Origin of the sequence: Microcoleus sp. OTE_8_concoct_300 (assembly GCF_031383065.1) — a bacterium.
GTDB lineage: Bacteria > Cyanobacteriota > Cyanobacteriia > Cyanobacteriales > Microcoleaceae > Microcoleus.
Map to the genome: position 1 here is coordinate 1 of NZ_JANMZH010000254.1, position 14,496 is coordinate 14,496.

Sequence of the window (14,496 nt, forward strand, 5' to 3'; positions counted from 1 at the left end):
GGCTGATCTATTGAGTGTGATTCAAACTTGTCGTTTTCCAGCTCGTTCAGTAATGACTTTTTTCCGTGAGGCTATTTCTGCCCATTCTTGTGACTTGGCTCGGCCTGAACTCATTCCCATTTTTCAGACCTGAATCCTTACGATGATTATTCAAAAATTATCTGCTTTGAGTCGCCTCACATGGATAGGCTCGCAACAGTTATTTACGTTCTCCCCACCTCCGGTGGGGTTTAATTTTCAACGGCTGCACTATAATTAACGTGCGATAACTAACTTATATATAGGTAAACTGTCAGCGCAGAGGGTGCAGCAATCTACTTAAATTAGCCACCAATAAGAACCACTTATGCGGTGTGGATAGCCTTTAAGCCCATGCCCCTGTTACCTCAGGGAAATTAACTAACCTGAATATTAGGGTAGCTGGCAAGCTTTCCGGCGACAGTCGGCTATGCTTGATTCGGCGCTCTCGCAATAATTTAATGGAGGACGACAAGATGCCTCCTTGTTTGGCTATTTCGGGGATAGTGATGAAAAATGACTCTTTGGATCTGGTCAAAAGCCTCAGCCCTAGTGCAATGGATCAGATCATGCTATATCTGGCGTTTAGCGCCATGAGAACCAGTGGGCACAGGCACGGGGCGTTTCTAGACGCGGCCGCCACGGCGGCTAAGTGTGCCATTTATATGACTTATATAGAGCAGGACAATAACCTGCGGATGACTGGACACTTGCATCACATTGAGCCTAAACGGGTGAAGGTGATTGTGGAAGAAGTCCGGGAAGCTCTGACTAAGGGAAAATTGCTGAAAATGTTGGGTTCCCAAGAACCTAGATATTTGATTCAGTTTCCTTATGTCTGGCTGGAACAGTATCCTTGGTCGCCTGGACGCCCTCGTATTCCGGGAAACAGCTTGACAGGGGATGAAAAAAAATATCTCGAAAGCAAGATTCCTCCTCATCCGCCTGACGCTCAACTGATCAATTCTTTTCAGTTTATGGAGTTGATCGAGTTTCTGCACAGGCGATCGCAAGAAGATATGTCTCCGGAAAGGCGAATGCCTTTGAGCGAAGCTCTAGCAGAACACATCAAGCGCCGCTTGATCTATTCTGGGACAGTGACTCGCATTGATTCTCCTTGGGGAATGCCGTTTTATGCCCTCAGCAGGGCTACTTACTCTCCGGCAGAGCAGGAAGAACGGACATTTACTATGGTGGAGGATACGGCTAGATATTTCCGGCTGATGAAGGATTGGGCGGAAAAACAACCGAAGGTGATGCGAATTATGGAGACTTTGGATATTCCGCCGGAACGCCTCGACCAAGCCGTTGAGGAATTAGATGAGATTATTCGCAATTGGGCCGATCGCTATCATAAGCGGGGCGAACCGACGATGATTCTACAAATGGTTTTTGGACCCCTAGACGACGCGCAAGTTTGATTACTTATTAATCATTAGTCATGAGTTGATTGCTTGAGACTAATGACTAATAGTTAATAACTAATAACCCGGGAGGAAAAAACCGGGTTTTTCTCTAAAAATACTGGGTAAATGCCTTGAATTCTCGTAAAAAACCCGGTTTATTGGGTGGCGAATGCGTCCAGGCTTAACTAAGGATCGCGAATTAAATAACTTACAATTTTAATTGTTATTGTGGGATGGGCGGGACGCCCATCCCACAAACTTGTGGAAGTTATTTAATTCTCATTCCTAAGCTAAAAAGGCTCTCCATGTCGCAGCTAAAACGATCGCAGCGATCGCTCCTATGAGTGTATTGAAAAAATTTACTACCTCGTTGGTCAGCCACTCAAACTTTGATTGCACCGTCGCCCCAATCACACTCTCGATGTTCGTGGCAATAAAAGCTGCAATAACACAAAAAACAATTCCTGTCAAGTCAATTAAACCAACAGCCCAACTCAAAAGCGCAATCAGAATCGAGCCGACAATACCCGCGATTGTTCCTTCCAAACTTACGGCCCCTTCCGTACCCCTAGGTACAGGCTGCAAGCTGGTAATCAAAAAAGTCCGCGAACCGTAAGCTTTGCCGATTTCGCTGGCGCTGGTATCGGAAAGTTTGGTGCAAAAACTCGCCGCGTAACCCAGCAATAACAGGGAAATAGCATCTTGTGGCACAGACATCTTGCCTGTCTCTCCTAAAATAGATAATGCCAAAACTCCCAAAGCGCTCATAGTAGCGGTTAAAGCCGAACCCCAAACATTTTCTGGGCCTCGGGCGCCTGAACGCTTTTCGGCTATGCCTTCTGCTTCTTTTTGGGCTTGGCCGATGCGGGTAACTCCCGATCCGACAAGAAAGTAAAACATCACAACAGCATAGCCTTGCCATCCCAAACAGCCCCAGATGAGGACGCCCAATACCCAGGCGTGAAATTGGCCAGCGTCCGTGAGCAATTTTTTAGGAGCAATGGTGGCGATCGCGAGTAAAACTGTATTTAGGGCGATCGCCACCAACCAAGGATTAGACCAAGATAAATAATTAAAGAACAATTCTGAATTCTGCATTTAGTACCTCCATGAACCAAGTCTTATTTCATCTTGCCTTCCCCGTGACCGATATTGCCCAAACAAAAGCGTTCTATGTAGACGGGCTCGGCTGCGAACTAGGTCGCGAATCGCCGAATTCTGCGATTATGGGTCTGTGCGGTCATCAAATTGTCGCCCATGTCAGCCGCGAACCTTTGACGCCTCAGCGAGGCATCTATCCCCGGCATTTTGGGTTAATTTTTACTTCCGAAGCTGACTGGGAACGGTTGCTAGAAAAAGCCCAGCAAAACAACTTAAATTTCTATCAAGAACCGAGACGGCGATTTGTCGGTTTGCCTACAGAGCACCGCACTTTCTTTTTAGAAGATCCTTTCCACAATATACTGGAGTTCAAGTATTACTGTGAAGCTGAAGCAATTTTTGGCCGCAGCGAATACGCTGAAGTTGGCGATACAGTTTAGTAGTAGCCTCTTAGGGTCAGGCGATTTTAGATTTTAGATTTTAGAATTGGCTCGACAGATAAATCGGGGAGCTTGAACTAGGATCTCAAATTTTTAGTCGTGTTTAGATTAAAGAAGTGAAGAATTGGCTCGACAGATGAATCGGGGAGCTTGAACTAGGATCTCAAATTTTTAGTCGTAATTCTGGTGCGTCAGAAGAATGTGATTTGGCGTTGCTGATTCACGGTATGAATCAACTTTTCGCTTGAAGTTACAAAACTCACTCTCAAGCGGGCTTATAGCAATTGGGAAATTTTTAATTCATACCCTAATTCAGCAACGCCCGCTAAAAGACGTTGCTGAGTTACGGTATGAAAAGCTAAATATGCCAATTATAGAAACCAGTATGCGGTTTCTCACCTTATTTTTTTCATACCCCGATTAAGCAACGCCTGATTTTTTCTGTAATTGAGAAGTTCTCTCCTGACGCAGCCTACTACTTCGCCGTTCGTAAAAAAAAGCCTCTTAGGGTCGGTCAGTCGATTTTAGATTTTAGATTTTAGATTTTAGATTCAAGAATGGGCTTCACAGATGAATCGGGAAGCTTGAACTAGGGTCGGAAATTTTTAGTTGTGATTCTGGTGAGTCAGAAGACTGTTATTTTATATAAAAAAAAACTATCTGCTGACGCGCCCTACAAGTTAATTATTAATTTTCAATGGTTCTGAAAGTGCTTCAGCCACAGCTTTTAAACTGCTGGAATGCCTCGCCATCATGGCATGGGCGAATACGGACAATTTTACTTCTTTGGCAGCCGATATTTGGGAACTAGAAGCCGGTACGATGATGAAATCCCAATCTGTCCAAATCGAAGTAAAATTGAGCTTTTCCAACAAGGCAGCATCTCGATTTAAATCTTCCAGAAAAGCACTGCCCGGACGCATTTGGATGCAGCCTTTTCCCCAGAGAGTGTAAGCCATCCAAGTACCGCTGTGAGGAGAAGATATGGCAATAAAGCGTTGCACTCGGTTAATGCCGCCTAACCTTTGCAGATAGTAGCGAGTTACTAAACCGCCCATGCTCAATCCTACTATATCTAGATGCTGTTCTGGCGCAAAGGTTTTGTCTATATAATCTGCTATTTGTTGGGCTAATTCGTCTATGCTGGCGTTGCCCCAATGGGGCGAGAGATTGAGGGTGTAGACTGACCATCCCCGTTGGGTGAGGTAGGCAGACATTTTGTAAAAAATTCCCGATTTTCTGAAGATTCCGTGAATGAGCAAGACTGGGTTGTGGCTGAAATTGCTATTCATTTTTAAGTGGGAATTTTATTTTTAATAGGTGCTTTTAGTTCTTCAACTAATGCGTTAATACTTTGGGGCTCTGTCACCATTTGGCGGTGCAGCAAAACGTTGACTTTAACTTCTTTGCCTACTGGTAGCTGGGAGCTGTTCGACGGTACAATCATTATGTCAAATGGCGTCCACATTGATGTAAAGTTTATGCGTTTGAGCATTGTCACATCTTGATTCAAATCGCGCAGCAAGCCACTATCGGGGCGCATATCCAGGTATCCTGGTAGGCGTAGGGAATAGGCGGTGAGGGTGCCGTTGTGAGGGGAAGAGATGGTGATGAAACGCTGTACGCGGTTCATTCCTCCGAGTCGCTGGACGTAGTAGCGGCTGACGATGCCGCCCATGCTGTAGCCTACTATGTCTAAAGATTGTTCTGGATCGAAGGTTTCACTGATGTAGTCTGCGAGTTGCTTAGCCAGTAAGTCCAGGCCGAGGCTGCCGTCGTTGGGGGTGAGGTTGAGGCTGTGGACTGACCATCCGAGTTGGGTGAGGCGGGCGGACATTTTGCTGAAAATCATCTTTGTGTCCCAGATGCCGTGTATCAGGATGACGGGATTTCGATCGAGCGAACTGTTCATTTTGGTGGAAAATTGCTTGGTGATTACAGGATAAATCACTCCCCGAGGGAGTTTTACCACTACTAGGACAGCTAGAGAATCGGATCGAGGTACGATCGGCAATTAGTGGCAATCGCTAACAAATTCTGAGATTATTGTAAATAAGTGCAAAGCATTGCTGGTATTTATACCTAAAAACTGCTTTGATGAGGTAGCTTACATACAGCACAATGTAAATTTTGATTAAGAAATATAGACAAAAGTTGCCCTACCTCGTAATCTAACTTTGTTGACAAGCTTGTACAAATTTCTCTAAAAGAACAAAAGGAGTAAGTGTAATGTTTGGTTTTATCAAAAATTTCTTCGGCGGTATTTTCGGCTTTCTCGGCAGACTGTTGGGCTTTAAAAAGTCTGAATATTTCCTAGATTTGGGCGAATCTGTAGCGAAGGAACCAGCAAAATTTGAGCCTGCAAAGGCTGAGCCTGTTGCTGCTAAGAAGGCTGAGCCTGTTGCGATCGCACCGACAAAAGTTGAGCCAGTTAAGTCTGAGAAGTCAGAACCGGCTAAGAAGGCTAAGGTAGAGAAAAAGTCTAAGAAAGAAAAGGAACCAGTCGCTAGCGTTCCTGCTAATAATGCGGAACCCGCTAAGATACCTGCTGCTGCAACTAACGGGAAAGCACCGAGTCAAGCTGAACCTATTCGGACTTTTGCTCCTAATAATTTAATGCCGACACCAACTGGAACTCGTCGCAGCCCCGGCCCCAGCATGAACAATTTCCGGGAAATGGCTCGTCAGGTGAAAACGAAGTAGAAAATTGGGAATTGATAATAGGGAATTGGGCATTGGATAATTCCCAATGCTGGCGTTAAAATTTAAAAAATGGCATTACTCATTTTTAATTTTAACTCTTTGTTCTATTCCCTTTTTTCTTGGTTTCTGAGGAAGGCTAATCCGCTGTATAGCTGAAAAGCTGGATCCCAAGGAGTTTCGGATTTGCGATCGACCTCTACATGAGATTCGATCTTGCTCAACATCTGCGTGTAATTGATCGCTGTCTCCGCAAAGGAAGTAAATTCTGACCAAACTGTAACGTCAAGCTGTTGGTCAAGTATTTCAAGTAAGCGATTCCAGTTAATTCGGGTGGTACTTTGAGGGATTTGTTTAGATTTTTGGGAACGGGATTTTGGGTTTTTGGGATGGGCTAAAGCAGGGATATCTGCTGAAATTTGGGTGAAGTCAACGCCTTGTTGAAATTCGTAACTTTGGTCGGAAATTCGCAGAATGCAGTTTCTGCTGGGAATGTGCAAGTCGCAGATTTGAGCGTAATCTTGCCTGATTTCTTTGTGGCGAAATTGATCCTTTCGCCGGTGGGGCGAGTAGTCCATGATTTCGATGAACATCGGCAACAAGCCTTCTACTCTTTGGGTAACTTCTGACCAGTTAAACTCGATCGCACCGAGTCGTGAGAGTTTATCTTTGCAAACAACGGCTGGGGAAGAGAGAGACTGGAAGTGTTGCACTCGGAAAATTTGGATTTTTTGAATATCGCTTAGGGTTGCCCAAAATACTGGAATGCCGGCGTTGAGGAGTTCTTGACCGTAAATTCGGAGTTCGCCAATGGGGCCTGTTTTGTAGAGTCTCCAGCCGCGGCTTTGGATTTGCATCCGGGTTGTGTAGGCGTCGATTTTAAAGATTCTGCTGATATTTTGTACGGCTGCGGGTTTGTTTTCGGGGCTAACTGGTTCGAGGATGAGGAGTCCGGGTTCGAGGTTGCTGGGGTCGTTTTTGGCGGTTTGTATGGCTTGTTGGCGGAGGTTTTGTTGTGCGGTTTCAATCCGTTGAATACCTTGGCGGGCCTGGGAGACTATTTTGGGGTTGGTGATGTCGCGGAGTATTTGTTTGTAGGTTGTTTGGGCTTTTTCGAGGTTGTTGGTGAGTTCGTAGTAGTGGCCGATGTAGTATTGCACCCACGGATTTTCGGGGGATTCTTTTTGCAGTTGTTTGATGAGTTGGGCAGCTTGTTTGTAGTCTTTACCCTCTAGGGCGGCTGCTATTTGGTTGATGTCTGTCATGGCGGTTGCGGGAATGGCGTTGTTTCTATCTTGGCTGATGTTTGGTTGGTTCCGCTACTGGTTAACAATTTTCGCTTTTTTTTGTTTGGGATTTTGGGCTGTTGGGAAAATTTAAGATTTGGATTTTTTAACCGCAGATGTATGCGGATGAACGCGGATGAACGCGGATGTGTGGAGAGGGATGTTGAGTGGATGCGAAAATAAATATAAGTTAAAGTTGATTGGAATTAATGCTTAAGCTGTAGGAACCTTTGCTTGTGCGATCGCCTCCTTTAACAAGTATTTTATAAGTGCCGTTACTAGGCAATTTTACGGCGAGTTGTGACTCTCGGCGATTTTGGGAGTTGCCTGTTTTTTCGGCAATATTTTTGCCGCTGGTGTCGAACAGTGTTATGTTGTGGTCGAATGCTCTGCTTTTGAGATCGATGGTGATAGATTGACCTGCCCGTCCTTGAAATGTGTGTTGGCGGGATTCGCCTTCTTTGAGGGTTCCCCGCTGCTTGAGGATGGCAAGGGAGGTGAGTTTTGGGCGATCGACATTGCTCAATTCTAAGCCGTAATTGGTCACGGGTGCTTCGGGGCCATTTCCTTCTCTGACTGCGATGATAAAGGCTGTTTTGTTGTTGGGGTATCGGGCTATTTTGTCAATGAAATTGGCTTGTATTTTTGGTTCATTTATAGGTTTTGGTTGGTTGAAATTTGGTTTTGATATACAAAGAAGTACGCCTCCATCTTGATAGCGGGCGGCGTAGAACCAGTAGTTTTGACCGTTAGTTATAAATTCGTTTCTGCTAAAGATGGTGAATCTTTCAAGTTGCGGTAATTGCTGGTTGCGCTGGCAATTTTTATTGATGTAGATTTGGTTGGCTGATGGCTGTTGCTGGGCAAAAACTGCTGGTACGGTGGTGGTTACCATTGCTGAGATGACTGTGAGGGTGAGGGTGAAGGGCGATCTGCTTTTCATAAATACTTGTTTATCTTTATTTTTTTCAGGTGTTGTACGGTTTACTTCCTCTTTTATCTTTGTTTTAAATACTTTTCTAATTCCGCAGTGCGCTGTTTAGTCATGCGATCCAAACATTGATTTAGGAAACCTCCATAACCAGTACCGCCACGATTTTTATAAACTGCAAATTCACAGGTTTTATCTCTTAACTTAATCCACCCTAATTGTGCTTCGGAAAGTAGCGCCCGCTCTTCGCCACTCAATTGGGACATCAGTTGTTTGTAAACCTCGTTCAGTCGTTTATCCGAGGCTTCGTAATTCAACCGAATACAAGCTTTGACTTCTACATTTCCTTGCGGGCGATCGCAATTAATCTGTTGAGCCATGACAGAGCGCCCAGATTGTGCCAAAACTGATGTTGTAGCTAATACTGTCAAAAGTGCGTGAAGCGAAGCTGGCCCGTAGGGAATTGACCAAAAGGGCGATCGATGTTTCCTAAACTCTATTTTCATTACCCTCAACCTACCTATTTTATGAATTTTTGGTGATTTTGCGATCGAGACTTATTCCTCACAACTCAAGAAACCGGGTTTTTCGGTTTATTTGGGCTGTAACGCGTCTTCTCGTAAAAAACCCGGTTTCTAATCACCCGTGCGTAAGTCCCATGATATTAGCACTTCTCAAATGCCGCTCCAACTAAAGATAAAGCCACAATCGGTGCTGTCACCGCTCTTAAAATTCTACTACCCAAAGAAACAGCTTCAAAACTAAATTCGATCGCCCTTTCCACCTCACCGTCAGTCCATCCACCCTCGGGCCCCGTTGCTATTACTATCGATAATTCTTCCCCATCTTGCTCCCCCCTTATTAAGGGGGACTGGGGGGGATCGAAACCAGCGTCCCCATCTTGCTCCCCCCTTATTAAGGGGGGCTGGGGGGGATCGAAACCAGCGTCCCCATCTTGCTCCCCCCTTATTAAGGGGGGCTGAGCAGGTTCTAAACTGACCAAACAATCCCACAAATGCCGATTTTTACCGCGAGCAACACAAATAAAGCGATATTTTTGACCGCAATCTTTGACAGCAACATCAAATGAAACAGGCTCTAAAATCGTCGGCACAATTTGACGTTCCGACTGTTCCGCCGCCTCCGCAGCAATTCTTTTCCACCGATCGACTTTCTGAGAACTTGGTTTGAGCAAAGTTCGATCGCTCGTCACCGGCACTATACTTGCCACCCCCAATTCCGCCGCCTGTCTGACAACCTCATCAAAGCCGTTTCCCTTGGGCAAGGCTGCCATCAAAGTTACTTCAACGGGTAGCTCCCTGTTGGCAGCAATCTCCTCTGCTATTGAGGCAAATAACCCGGTTTCCCGCACTTCGAGGACGGCAGACCACCAATGTCCTCGGCCGTCCATGGCAATAAATCGATCGCCTGCTTGCAAACGTAGCACTCGATTTAAATAATGCTGCTGTTCCCTGGTTAAGTCGATTGTGCGATCGCAAATTTGAGTGGCAGTAACTGCTAATCTTTGTAATTGAGCCATTTGATTTTGGATTGCTCTTTCCTTAATATTTTTTTTGTTTAACCGCAGAGAACACAGAGAACGCAGAGGAAGAGAGGCAGAGTGGAGATAGGTTTTTGGTTTGTAACTTCATAGCTCGTTTATTCTTTCAGTCCCTCTCTGCTAGGATTTCGTTTATATAGGATCGGTTTTTACCGCAGACTTTTATGTACGAATAAATAAAGCGGTTATGAATTAATAAAGGCAAAGCATTTACAACTGGAATTATCTTACAAATTCAAGTTTTTTTCTGCAAATGCTCTGCCTTTATATTACTTTTGCCAGAAGTCTATTGAATACAATCGAAAATCACAAATCGACAATGGAAAATCGGCTTATCCTTCCTCCTTAATCTTCTTTAAATAAGTGGAAATCGCTTCTGTAGCTAGCTGTGTAATCGGCTTGCCCTGACGGGCTGCTTCTTCCTTGAGCTCGTTGTAGATTTCATCGCGGACGCTAATTCGACGGCGGACTTTGCCACCGGTAGCAGTGGCAGTCTCGTTACCGTCATCGTTACTAGACGTAACTTCTAATTCATTAATCTCAGTTGTCATCGAGTCAGCAGATTGGTAGTTGGTTACAAATTGACGGATAGATTCTAACCCGACGCGATCGCAAAAATTGCCAAAACTCTCGCTCAGTTGCCGTTTTTGCTTGAAATAAACAAAAATTGGCTCCAGAAAAGCTTCAAAATCCTTGACGTGCAGCTTTTCCTCAATGGGTTTTGCCAGCCGCGTTTGTTCGGGAGAACCGCCCAGCCAAATCTGGTAGGATTCCGGCGAACTCCCGACAAACCCCAATTCTGCCATATAAGGGCGGGCGCATCCATTTGGGCAACCAGTCATCCGTACCACCAAATGCTCGTCTTTCAAGCCCACTTTGGTCAAAAGTGCGCGAATCCGCTCTAAAATACTCGGAATCACGCGCTCTGACTCGGTAATCGCCAGCCCGCAAGTCGGCATCGCCGGACACGCCATCCCATAGCGCACTAAGGGGTCGATCGCAGTTTCCGACTGAATGCCACATCGATCGAGTATTCCCTGAATTTCCTGTTTAATATCCGGCGAAATATCGTAAATCAGCACGTTTTGGTGTGGAGTCGCCCGTACCGGCAAGTTGTACTTCTGCACAATTTCCCGCAAAGCCGTTTTTAGCTGAAATGAACCTTCATCCTTGATTCGGCCATTATCCACAGAAATGCCGACAAACAACTTGCCGTCTCCTTGTTCGTTCCAGCCTAAGAAATCCAAATACTTCCACTCAGGCAGCGGTTTAAAGGCTTCTAGCGGCTTGCCAAAATATTCGGCTACTTTTTCGCGGAACCACTCTACACCTTTGTCGTTAATCAGGTACTTTAGCCGCGCGTGCCGTCTGTCTGTGCGATCGCCAAAATCTCTTTGGGTTGCTACAATTGCCTTGACCAAATCGTAAACTTCATCCTTGGCAACATAGCAAATCTCATCAGCAACCCGCGCAAAAGTTTCTTCTTTATTGTGAGTACGGCCCAAACCGCCGCCAGCAAACACGTCAAAACCTTGCAACTCGCCTGCTTCATTGGTAATTACCACCAAGCTCAAATCCTGAGAGTACAAGTCAATTGAATTGTCTCCGGGCACGGTAACGGAACACTTGAACTTCCGCGGCATATAATGGCTGCCGTAAATCGGTTCTTCTTTGTCGCTAAAGATTGTGCCGTTGCCGTTTTTCTGTCTCGCGGCCTTCACTGCGGGGTCTTCTTCGGCCGAAACAGCTTTTTCGCCGTCCAACCAAATTTCATAATAAGCACCGGTTTGCGGTGTCAGCAAATCGGCGACATTGTTAGCGTATTGCAGCGCATACTTGTATTCTGGGCGATTTTTGTATGGTGCTGGCGGTGCCATGACGTTGCGGTTCAAGTCGCCACAAGCTCCCAAGGTTGACCCCATATTTTTAATAATTGAGGAAAACACTGCTTTTAGATTTTTTTTCAACACGCCGTGCAGTTGGAAACCTTGCCGCGTTGTGACGCGGATCGTGTGGTTGCCGTATTCTTCAGATAGCTTGTCTAAGGCTAAGTATAATTGCGGCGGAGTGAACCCGCCGGGATTGCGGGTGCGGAGCATGAACTGATAGTCTTTTTCTTGTCCTTTAACTCGATTGTCGCGGTTGTCTTGCTGGTACGAGCCGTGAAATTTGAGAATCTGAATCCCGTCTTCGGTGAAGTGGGTAGTTTCTTGTAACAGTTCAGTCGCAACGGGTTCTCGTAAGTAGTTGCTCCGTTCTTTCAGACCTTCTGATTTAGAGGGTTTGCGCGCAACTGGGGTTGAAAGGGAAGATGTGATCATGGGAATGTGTAGTGCCAGTTATAATTAGTTGACACTCCCCGGCCTAAAGGCGTGGGGATTCTTAATTCATCGACTGACCTTTAAGCGCTATGTCCTTTCGGCACTTCTTAAACCTTTCAACCGTACAAAATACCAATTGACGAGTTCAACTCACAGCCACCCCAGAGGGTCTATCTCCAAAAGCGTACTAGGATATGAACCTAGAGTTCGGGTATGCCCTACCCTACTTAACAAATGAACCAAATTATTTTTTTCTGGTAAAAAGAATGCGTTGATTCTCTAGCTGTTTTAAGAGTATTCGCTGCTCTGTGTCCAACAATTTATGCCTAAAAGTGTGTCTTAACTGTTTCACTTCGGGCAAAGGAGTTTAACCTTGACTGTTGTAGTATACTACAAATACCAGGAATTCCCTGATTTTTAGGAATGGATTTAAGAAATTAAAGCCGGCCACTGAAGAATGGGTTTTAAACCCAATTTCCAGATAAAGCCGATCGAATATTTCTTGACAATTTGACACTTGACAAATTTGCACTTGACAAATCTCCTCAGAAATGCTGTGTCGGATCTGTTGAGAACTCGGTTAACAACTAAGTTAATAACGGTAATCCGCTAGGAATTCTGATGGTGCTTAATTGTAACACGATCGAGCCCGGGCTGAAAAGTTGTAATCCAGAGTTTATACTTTCGATCGCTTAACTTCACGAAACTTTAGAAATAATTAACCTCAACCTTTGAAACTATGTCACTGTATGACGAAGACACCTTTGTGGTCTTAGAAACAAACCAGCCAGAGCAGTTTTTAACTGTGGCCCAACTGTTAGAAAAGCTGAAAGCTGTGTTAGCCCAGGAACACGAAGATTTGCCGCAGGATGTGCAGAAAATATCTGGCGTGGAAGCTCAAGCCAAGTATTTAATTGATACTTATTGTGAATTAGATGTCGGGCCCGGAAAATTTTTGCAGTGGTATGCTGTGCGCTTAGAAAAGTAATTTTGGGCATCGGGTATCGGGCATCGGGCATCGGCCATGGAGAATTGGTTATTAGAACCAACAAGTAACAAATAGCAAATAACAACAAACAAATAATAATCAACAACTAACTCATGCCCTATGCCCTATGCCCTATGCCCCATGCCCAATTCCCAATGCCCCATGCCCAATTCCCAATTCCCAATGGTTAATCTTCTAACTGTTGAACCGATGATACTTCAACGGCGGTAACATCGATCGTACCGGGCGGTGTCAAGCGGCTAAAATGACCTTGCTCTATTTTCAAAGGTTCGCCGCAGTTGGCACACTGAAACTGAGTTTGATTTAAAGCTGGAAATTCGTATTGACAAACTGGACACTTGTCCTGAATTAAATTGCGTTTCAGCCACCACTGAAGCGCGAAAAATGCGACTACAGGTGTCAGTAGCAAAAAAGCTACTACAATCAACAATGATTTAACTACCCAACCCAAACCAATTGACACCAACAAACACGCGATGCCCAGCAGTATCAGCCAATTGCTAATACGGGGTAGCTTTAAAGATATTTTGGGGGTGCCTTGGTTCACGGTGGTCTCCTTGGGTGTCTTTGCAGGTAGGCATAACTCTATCCTACTTAGAAATTCAGGCGGTCGATCGAGTTAATTTTCCCATTGTACACCCAGAAACCGCTCTCTACGGCATAAGTTTATCTGAGTCAGAGGATTAAAAACTTCCTTGTAAGGATTGACAAAGGGATTCAAAACTAAATCTTGCCAGGGTTTGTTCCCTCAACCAGTGGCGATCGCACCTTTTATCCTCCCCTCGCAGCATTTCCACACAAGCAACCGCTACTGCTGCTGAATCTCGGTGGGGAACTCGCCACCCCAGTTTACCATCTTGCAGCGGATCGGCTGACCCGTCCGCGTCCCCCGCCAGCACGGGTACTCCGCAAGCCAGCGCTTCCAAATAAACTATACCGAACCCTTCCTGGGAGGGCATTACATAAGCATCGGCTAACTGGTAATGTGCTGCTAAATTTTCTGTCGGTACAAAACCCGCAAATATTACTCTTTCGGTAACTCCCAAATCATCAGCGAGTTTGGCTAATCTCGATCGATCGTCTCCGCGTCCAATAACTAAGTATTTCACATTCGGAAAATTTTTGGCTATTTGCGGCAAAGCTTGAATTGTGACATCGACACCTTTGTAAATATCGCTCGATCGCAATCTGGCTACAGTCATCAATATTTTAGCACCAACCAAATTGTACTGCTCTAATAAATCCTGTGCCTTGGGCCCAATCGTAAATATATTTTCATCTACCGTACAAGGCACTATGTGGAAATTTTCGGGATTTAATTGGTTAATTTCGCAAGTGCGATCGCGCGTGTACCTGCTAATAGTCCAAATACTGTCAGCTTTACTCATTGCTGTTTGATATTTGGGCCCAAGCGGTTCCCACACTTCCTTGCCGTAAGTTAAAATTGTGTAGGGAACTCCCAAGGGTTGGCACAGAATTTGAATTAGCGGTGCGAGTTTGATGTGACCGCAAAAAACTCGCTGCGGTCGTTTTTGCAGCAAGCGAGTTAGTAATACTGTAGCAAACTTAAGACGACCCAACCCGGCATTCTCGGTTTTGAGGTAATAAAATTTCAGATTTTTTGACTCATAAGGATTGTTGCAGTCTGGGGAATCTCGCAACAGCAAAACTTCAGCTTGTGGCGGCGAGTTTGTCCCTGCGGTTATGGACAGGTAAGCTTTGA

The 14,496-nt window shown here is 45.2% G+C and carries 15 protein-coding genes; 5 read left to right on the forward strand and 10 right to left on the reverse strand.

The annotated features are described in order from the left end of the window. The first annotated feature begins 527 nt into the window (after window positions 1-527). Window positions 528-1,439 carry a heterocyst differentiation master regulator HetR gene (hetR, locus tag ACUVJL_RS11935; protein WP_445246058.1) on the forward strand — a complete coding sequence of 304 codons (912 nt, stop codon included), beginning with the start codon at window positions 528-530 and terminating at the stop codon, window positions 1,437-1,439. A gap of 270 nt (window positions 1,440-1,709) precedes the next feature. On the opposite strand, the gene ACUVJL_RS11940 is transcribed toward hetR, so the two are convergent. Then, entirely contained in the window at window positions 1,710-2,522 is an 813-nt protein-coding gene (locus ACUVJL_RS11940; RefSeq protein WP_445246045.1) for a TIGR00297 family protein, read from the reverse strand. A gap of 11 nt (window positions 2,523-2,533) precedes the next feature. On the opposite strand from ACUVJL_RS11940, the gene ACUVJL_RS11945 reads away from it, so the two are divergent. Beyond that, window positions 2,534-2,965 (forward strand): VOC family protein, encoded by a 432-nt coding sequence (locus tag ACUVJL_RS11945; protein WP_445246046.1) that lies wholly within the window; start codon window positions 2,534-2,536, stop codon window positions 2,963-2,965. Window positions 2,966-3,645: 680 nt separating this feature from the next. Here the strand turns inward: ACUVJL_RS11945 and ACUVJL_RS11950 are convergent. Both ACUVJL_RS11950 and ACUVJL_RS11955 read right to left on the reverse strand, forming a co-directional pair. Next, window positions 3,646-4,257, reverse strand: a complete 612-nt coding sequence (locus ACUVJL_RS11950; protein ID WP_445246047.1) for an esterase/lipase family protein — start codon at window positions 4,255-4,257, stop codon at window positions 3,646-3,648. A 2-nt stretch (window positions 4,258-4,259) separates the two neighbouring features. Then, complete coding sequence (locus tag ACUVJL_RS11955) at window positions 4,260-4,877, reverse strand: esterase/lipase family protein (RefSeq protein ID WP_445246059.1); 618 nt, start codon at window positions 4,875-4,877, stop codon at window positions 4,260-4,262. A 317-nt stretch (window positions 4,878-5,194) separates the two neighbouring features. On the opposite strand from ACUVJL_RS11955, the gene ACUVJL_RS11960 reads away from it, so the two are divergent. Next, window positions 5,195-5,668 (forward strand): hypothetical protein, encoded by a 474-nt coding sequence (locus ACUVJL_RS11960; RefSeq protein ID WP_445246048.1) that lies wholly within the window; start codon window positions 5,195-5,197, stop codon window positions 5,666-5,668. Window positions 5,669-5,772: 104 nt separating this feature from the next. On the opposite strand, the gene ACUVJL_RS11965 is transcribed toward ACUVJL_RS11960, so the two are convergent. The 5 genes from ACUVJL_RS11965 to sir form a co-directional block, all read right to left on the reverse strand. After that, window positions 5,773-6,930 carry a tetratricopeptide repeat protein gene (locus ACUVJL_RS11965; protein ID WP_445246049.1) on the reverse strand — a complete coding sequence of 386 codons (1,158 nt, stop codon included), beginning with the start codon at window positions 6,928-6,930 and terminating at the stop codon, window positions 5,773-5,775. A gap of 211 nt (window positions 6,931-7,141) precedes the next feature. Continuing rightward, complete coding sequence (locus tag ACUVJL_RS11970) at window positions 7,142-7,894, reverse strand: PPC domain-containing protein (protein WP_445246050.1); 753 nt, start codon at window positions 7,892-7,894, stop codon at window positions 7,142-7,144. Between the two features lie 53 nt (window positions 7,895-7,947). Then, a complete protein-coding gene (locus ACUVJL_RS11975; RefSeq protein ID WP_445246051.1) occupies window positions 7,948-8,388 on the reverse strand; it encodes a lysozyme inhibitor LprI family protein in 441 nt (146 codons plus the stop codon). A 158-nt stretch (window positions 8,389-8,546) separates the two neighbouring features. Next, window positions 8,547-9,422 (reverse strand): RsmE family RNA methyltransferase, encoded by an 876-nt coding sequence (locus ACUVJL_RS11980; protein ID WP_445246052.1) that lies wholly within the window; start codon window positions 9,420-9,422, stop codon window positions 8,547-8,549. A gap of 353 nt (window positions 9,423-9,775) precedes the next feature. Then, the gene (gene sir, locus ACUVJL_RS11985) at window positions 9,776-11,764 is read right to left on the reverse strand and encodes a sulfite reductase, ferredoxin dependent (protein ID WP_445246053.1); all 1,989 of its coding nucleotides are present in this window, start codon (window positions 11,762-11,764) and stop codon (window positions 9,776-9,778) included. A gap of 739 nt (window positions 11,765-12,503) precedes the next feature. Between sir and ACUVJL_RS11990 the strand changes: the two genes are divergently transcribed. After that, window positions 12,504-12,752: a chlororespiratory reduction protein 7 gene (locus ACUVJL_RS11990; RefSeq protein ID WP_445246054.1), complete on the forward strand. Its 249-nt coding sequence runs from the start codon at window positions 12,504-12,506 to the stop codon at window positions 12,750-12,752. A 187-nt stretch (window positions 12,753-12,939) separates the two neighbouring features. Here the strand turns inward: ACUVJL_RS11990 and ACUVJL_RS11995 are convergent, their stop codons facing one another. Continuing rightward, window positions 12,940-13,320, reverse strand: coding sequence for a hypothetical protein (locus ACUVJL_RS11995; protein WP_445246055.1), 381 nt, complete (start codon window positions 13,318-13,320; stop codon window positions 12,940-12,942). 14 nt (window positions 13,321-13,334) lie between these two features. Between ACUVJL_RS11995 and ACUVJL_RS12000 the strand changes: the two genes are divergently transcribed. Beyond that, complete coding sequence (locus ACUVJL_RS12000; RefSeq protein WP_445246056.1) at window positions 13,335-13,460, forward strand: hypothetical protein; 126 nt, start codon at window positions 13,335-13,337, stop codon at window positions 13,458-13,460. Here ACUVJL_RS12000 and ACUVJL_RS12005 read toward each other — a convergent pair. Continuing rightward, a partial coding sequence (locus tag ACUVJL_RS12005; protein ID WP_445246057.1) for a glycosyltransferase occupies window positions 13,457-14,496 on the reverse strand: 1,040 nt, incomplete at its 5' end. The genes ACUVJL_RS12000 and ACUVJL_RS12005 overlap by 4 nt on opposite strands.

What these genes read in the sequence shown, in the direction of transcription:
- sir (WP_445246053.1), bottom strand. Translation starts at nt 11,764, where the DNA reads ATGATCACATCTTCCCTTTCAACCCCAGTTGCGCGCAAACCCTCTAAA.
- ACUVJL_RS11955 (WP_445246059.1), bottom strand. Translation starts at nt 4,877, where the DNA reads ATGAACAGTTCGCTCGATCGAAATCCCGTCATCCTGATACACGGCATC.
- ACUVJL_RS11945 (WP_445246046.1), top strand. Translation starts at nt 2,534, where the DNA reads ATGAACCAAGTCTTATTTCATCTTGCCTTCCCCGTGACCGATATTGCC.
- ACUVJL_RS11990 (WP_445246054.1), top strand. Translation starts at nt 12,504, where the DNA reads ATGTCACTGTATGACGAAGACACCTTTGTGGTCTTAGAAACAAACCAG.
- ACUVJL_RS11970 (WP_445246050.1), bottom strand. Translation starts at nt 7,894, where the DNA reads ATGAAAAGCAGATCGCCCTTCACCCTCACCCTCACAGTCATCTCAGCA.
- ACUVJL_RS11965 (WP_445246049.1), bottom strand. Translation starts at nt 6,930, where the DNA reads ATGACAGACATCAACCAAATAGCAGCCGCCCTAGAGGGTAAAGACTAC.
- ACUVJL_RS11940 (WP_445246045.1), bottom strand. Translation starts at nt 2,522, where the DNA reads ATGCAGAATTCAGAATTGTTCTTTAATTATTTATCTTGGTCTAATCCT.
- ACUVJL_RS11960 (WP_445246048.1), top strand. Translation starts at nt 5,195, where the DNA reads ATGTTTGGTTTTATCAAAAATTTCTTCGGCGGTATTTTCGGCTTTCTC.
- ACUVJL_RS11950 (WP_445246047.1), bottom strand. Translation starts at nt 4,257, where the DNA reads ATGAATAGCAATTTCAGCCACAACCCAGTCTTGCTCATTCACGGAATC.
- hetR (WP_445246058.1), top strand. Translation starts at nt 528, where the DNA reads ATGAAAAATGACTCTTTGGATCTGGTCAAAAGCCTCAGCCCTAGTGCA.
- ACUVJL_RS11975 (WP_445246051.1), bottom strand. Translation starts at nt 8,388, where the DNA reads ATGAAAATAGAGTTTAGGAAACATCGATCGCCCTTTTGGTCAATTCCC.
- ACUVJL_RS11980 (WP_445246052.1), bottom strand. Translation starts at nt 9,422, where the DNA reads ATGGCTCAATTACAAAGATTAGCAGTTACTGCCACTCAAATTTGCGAT.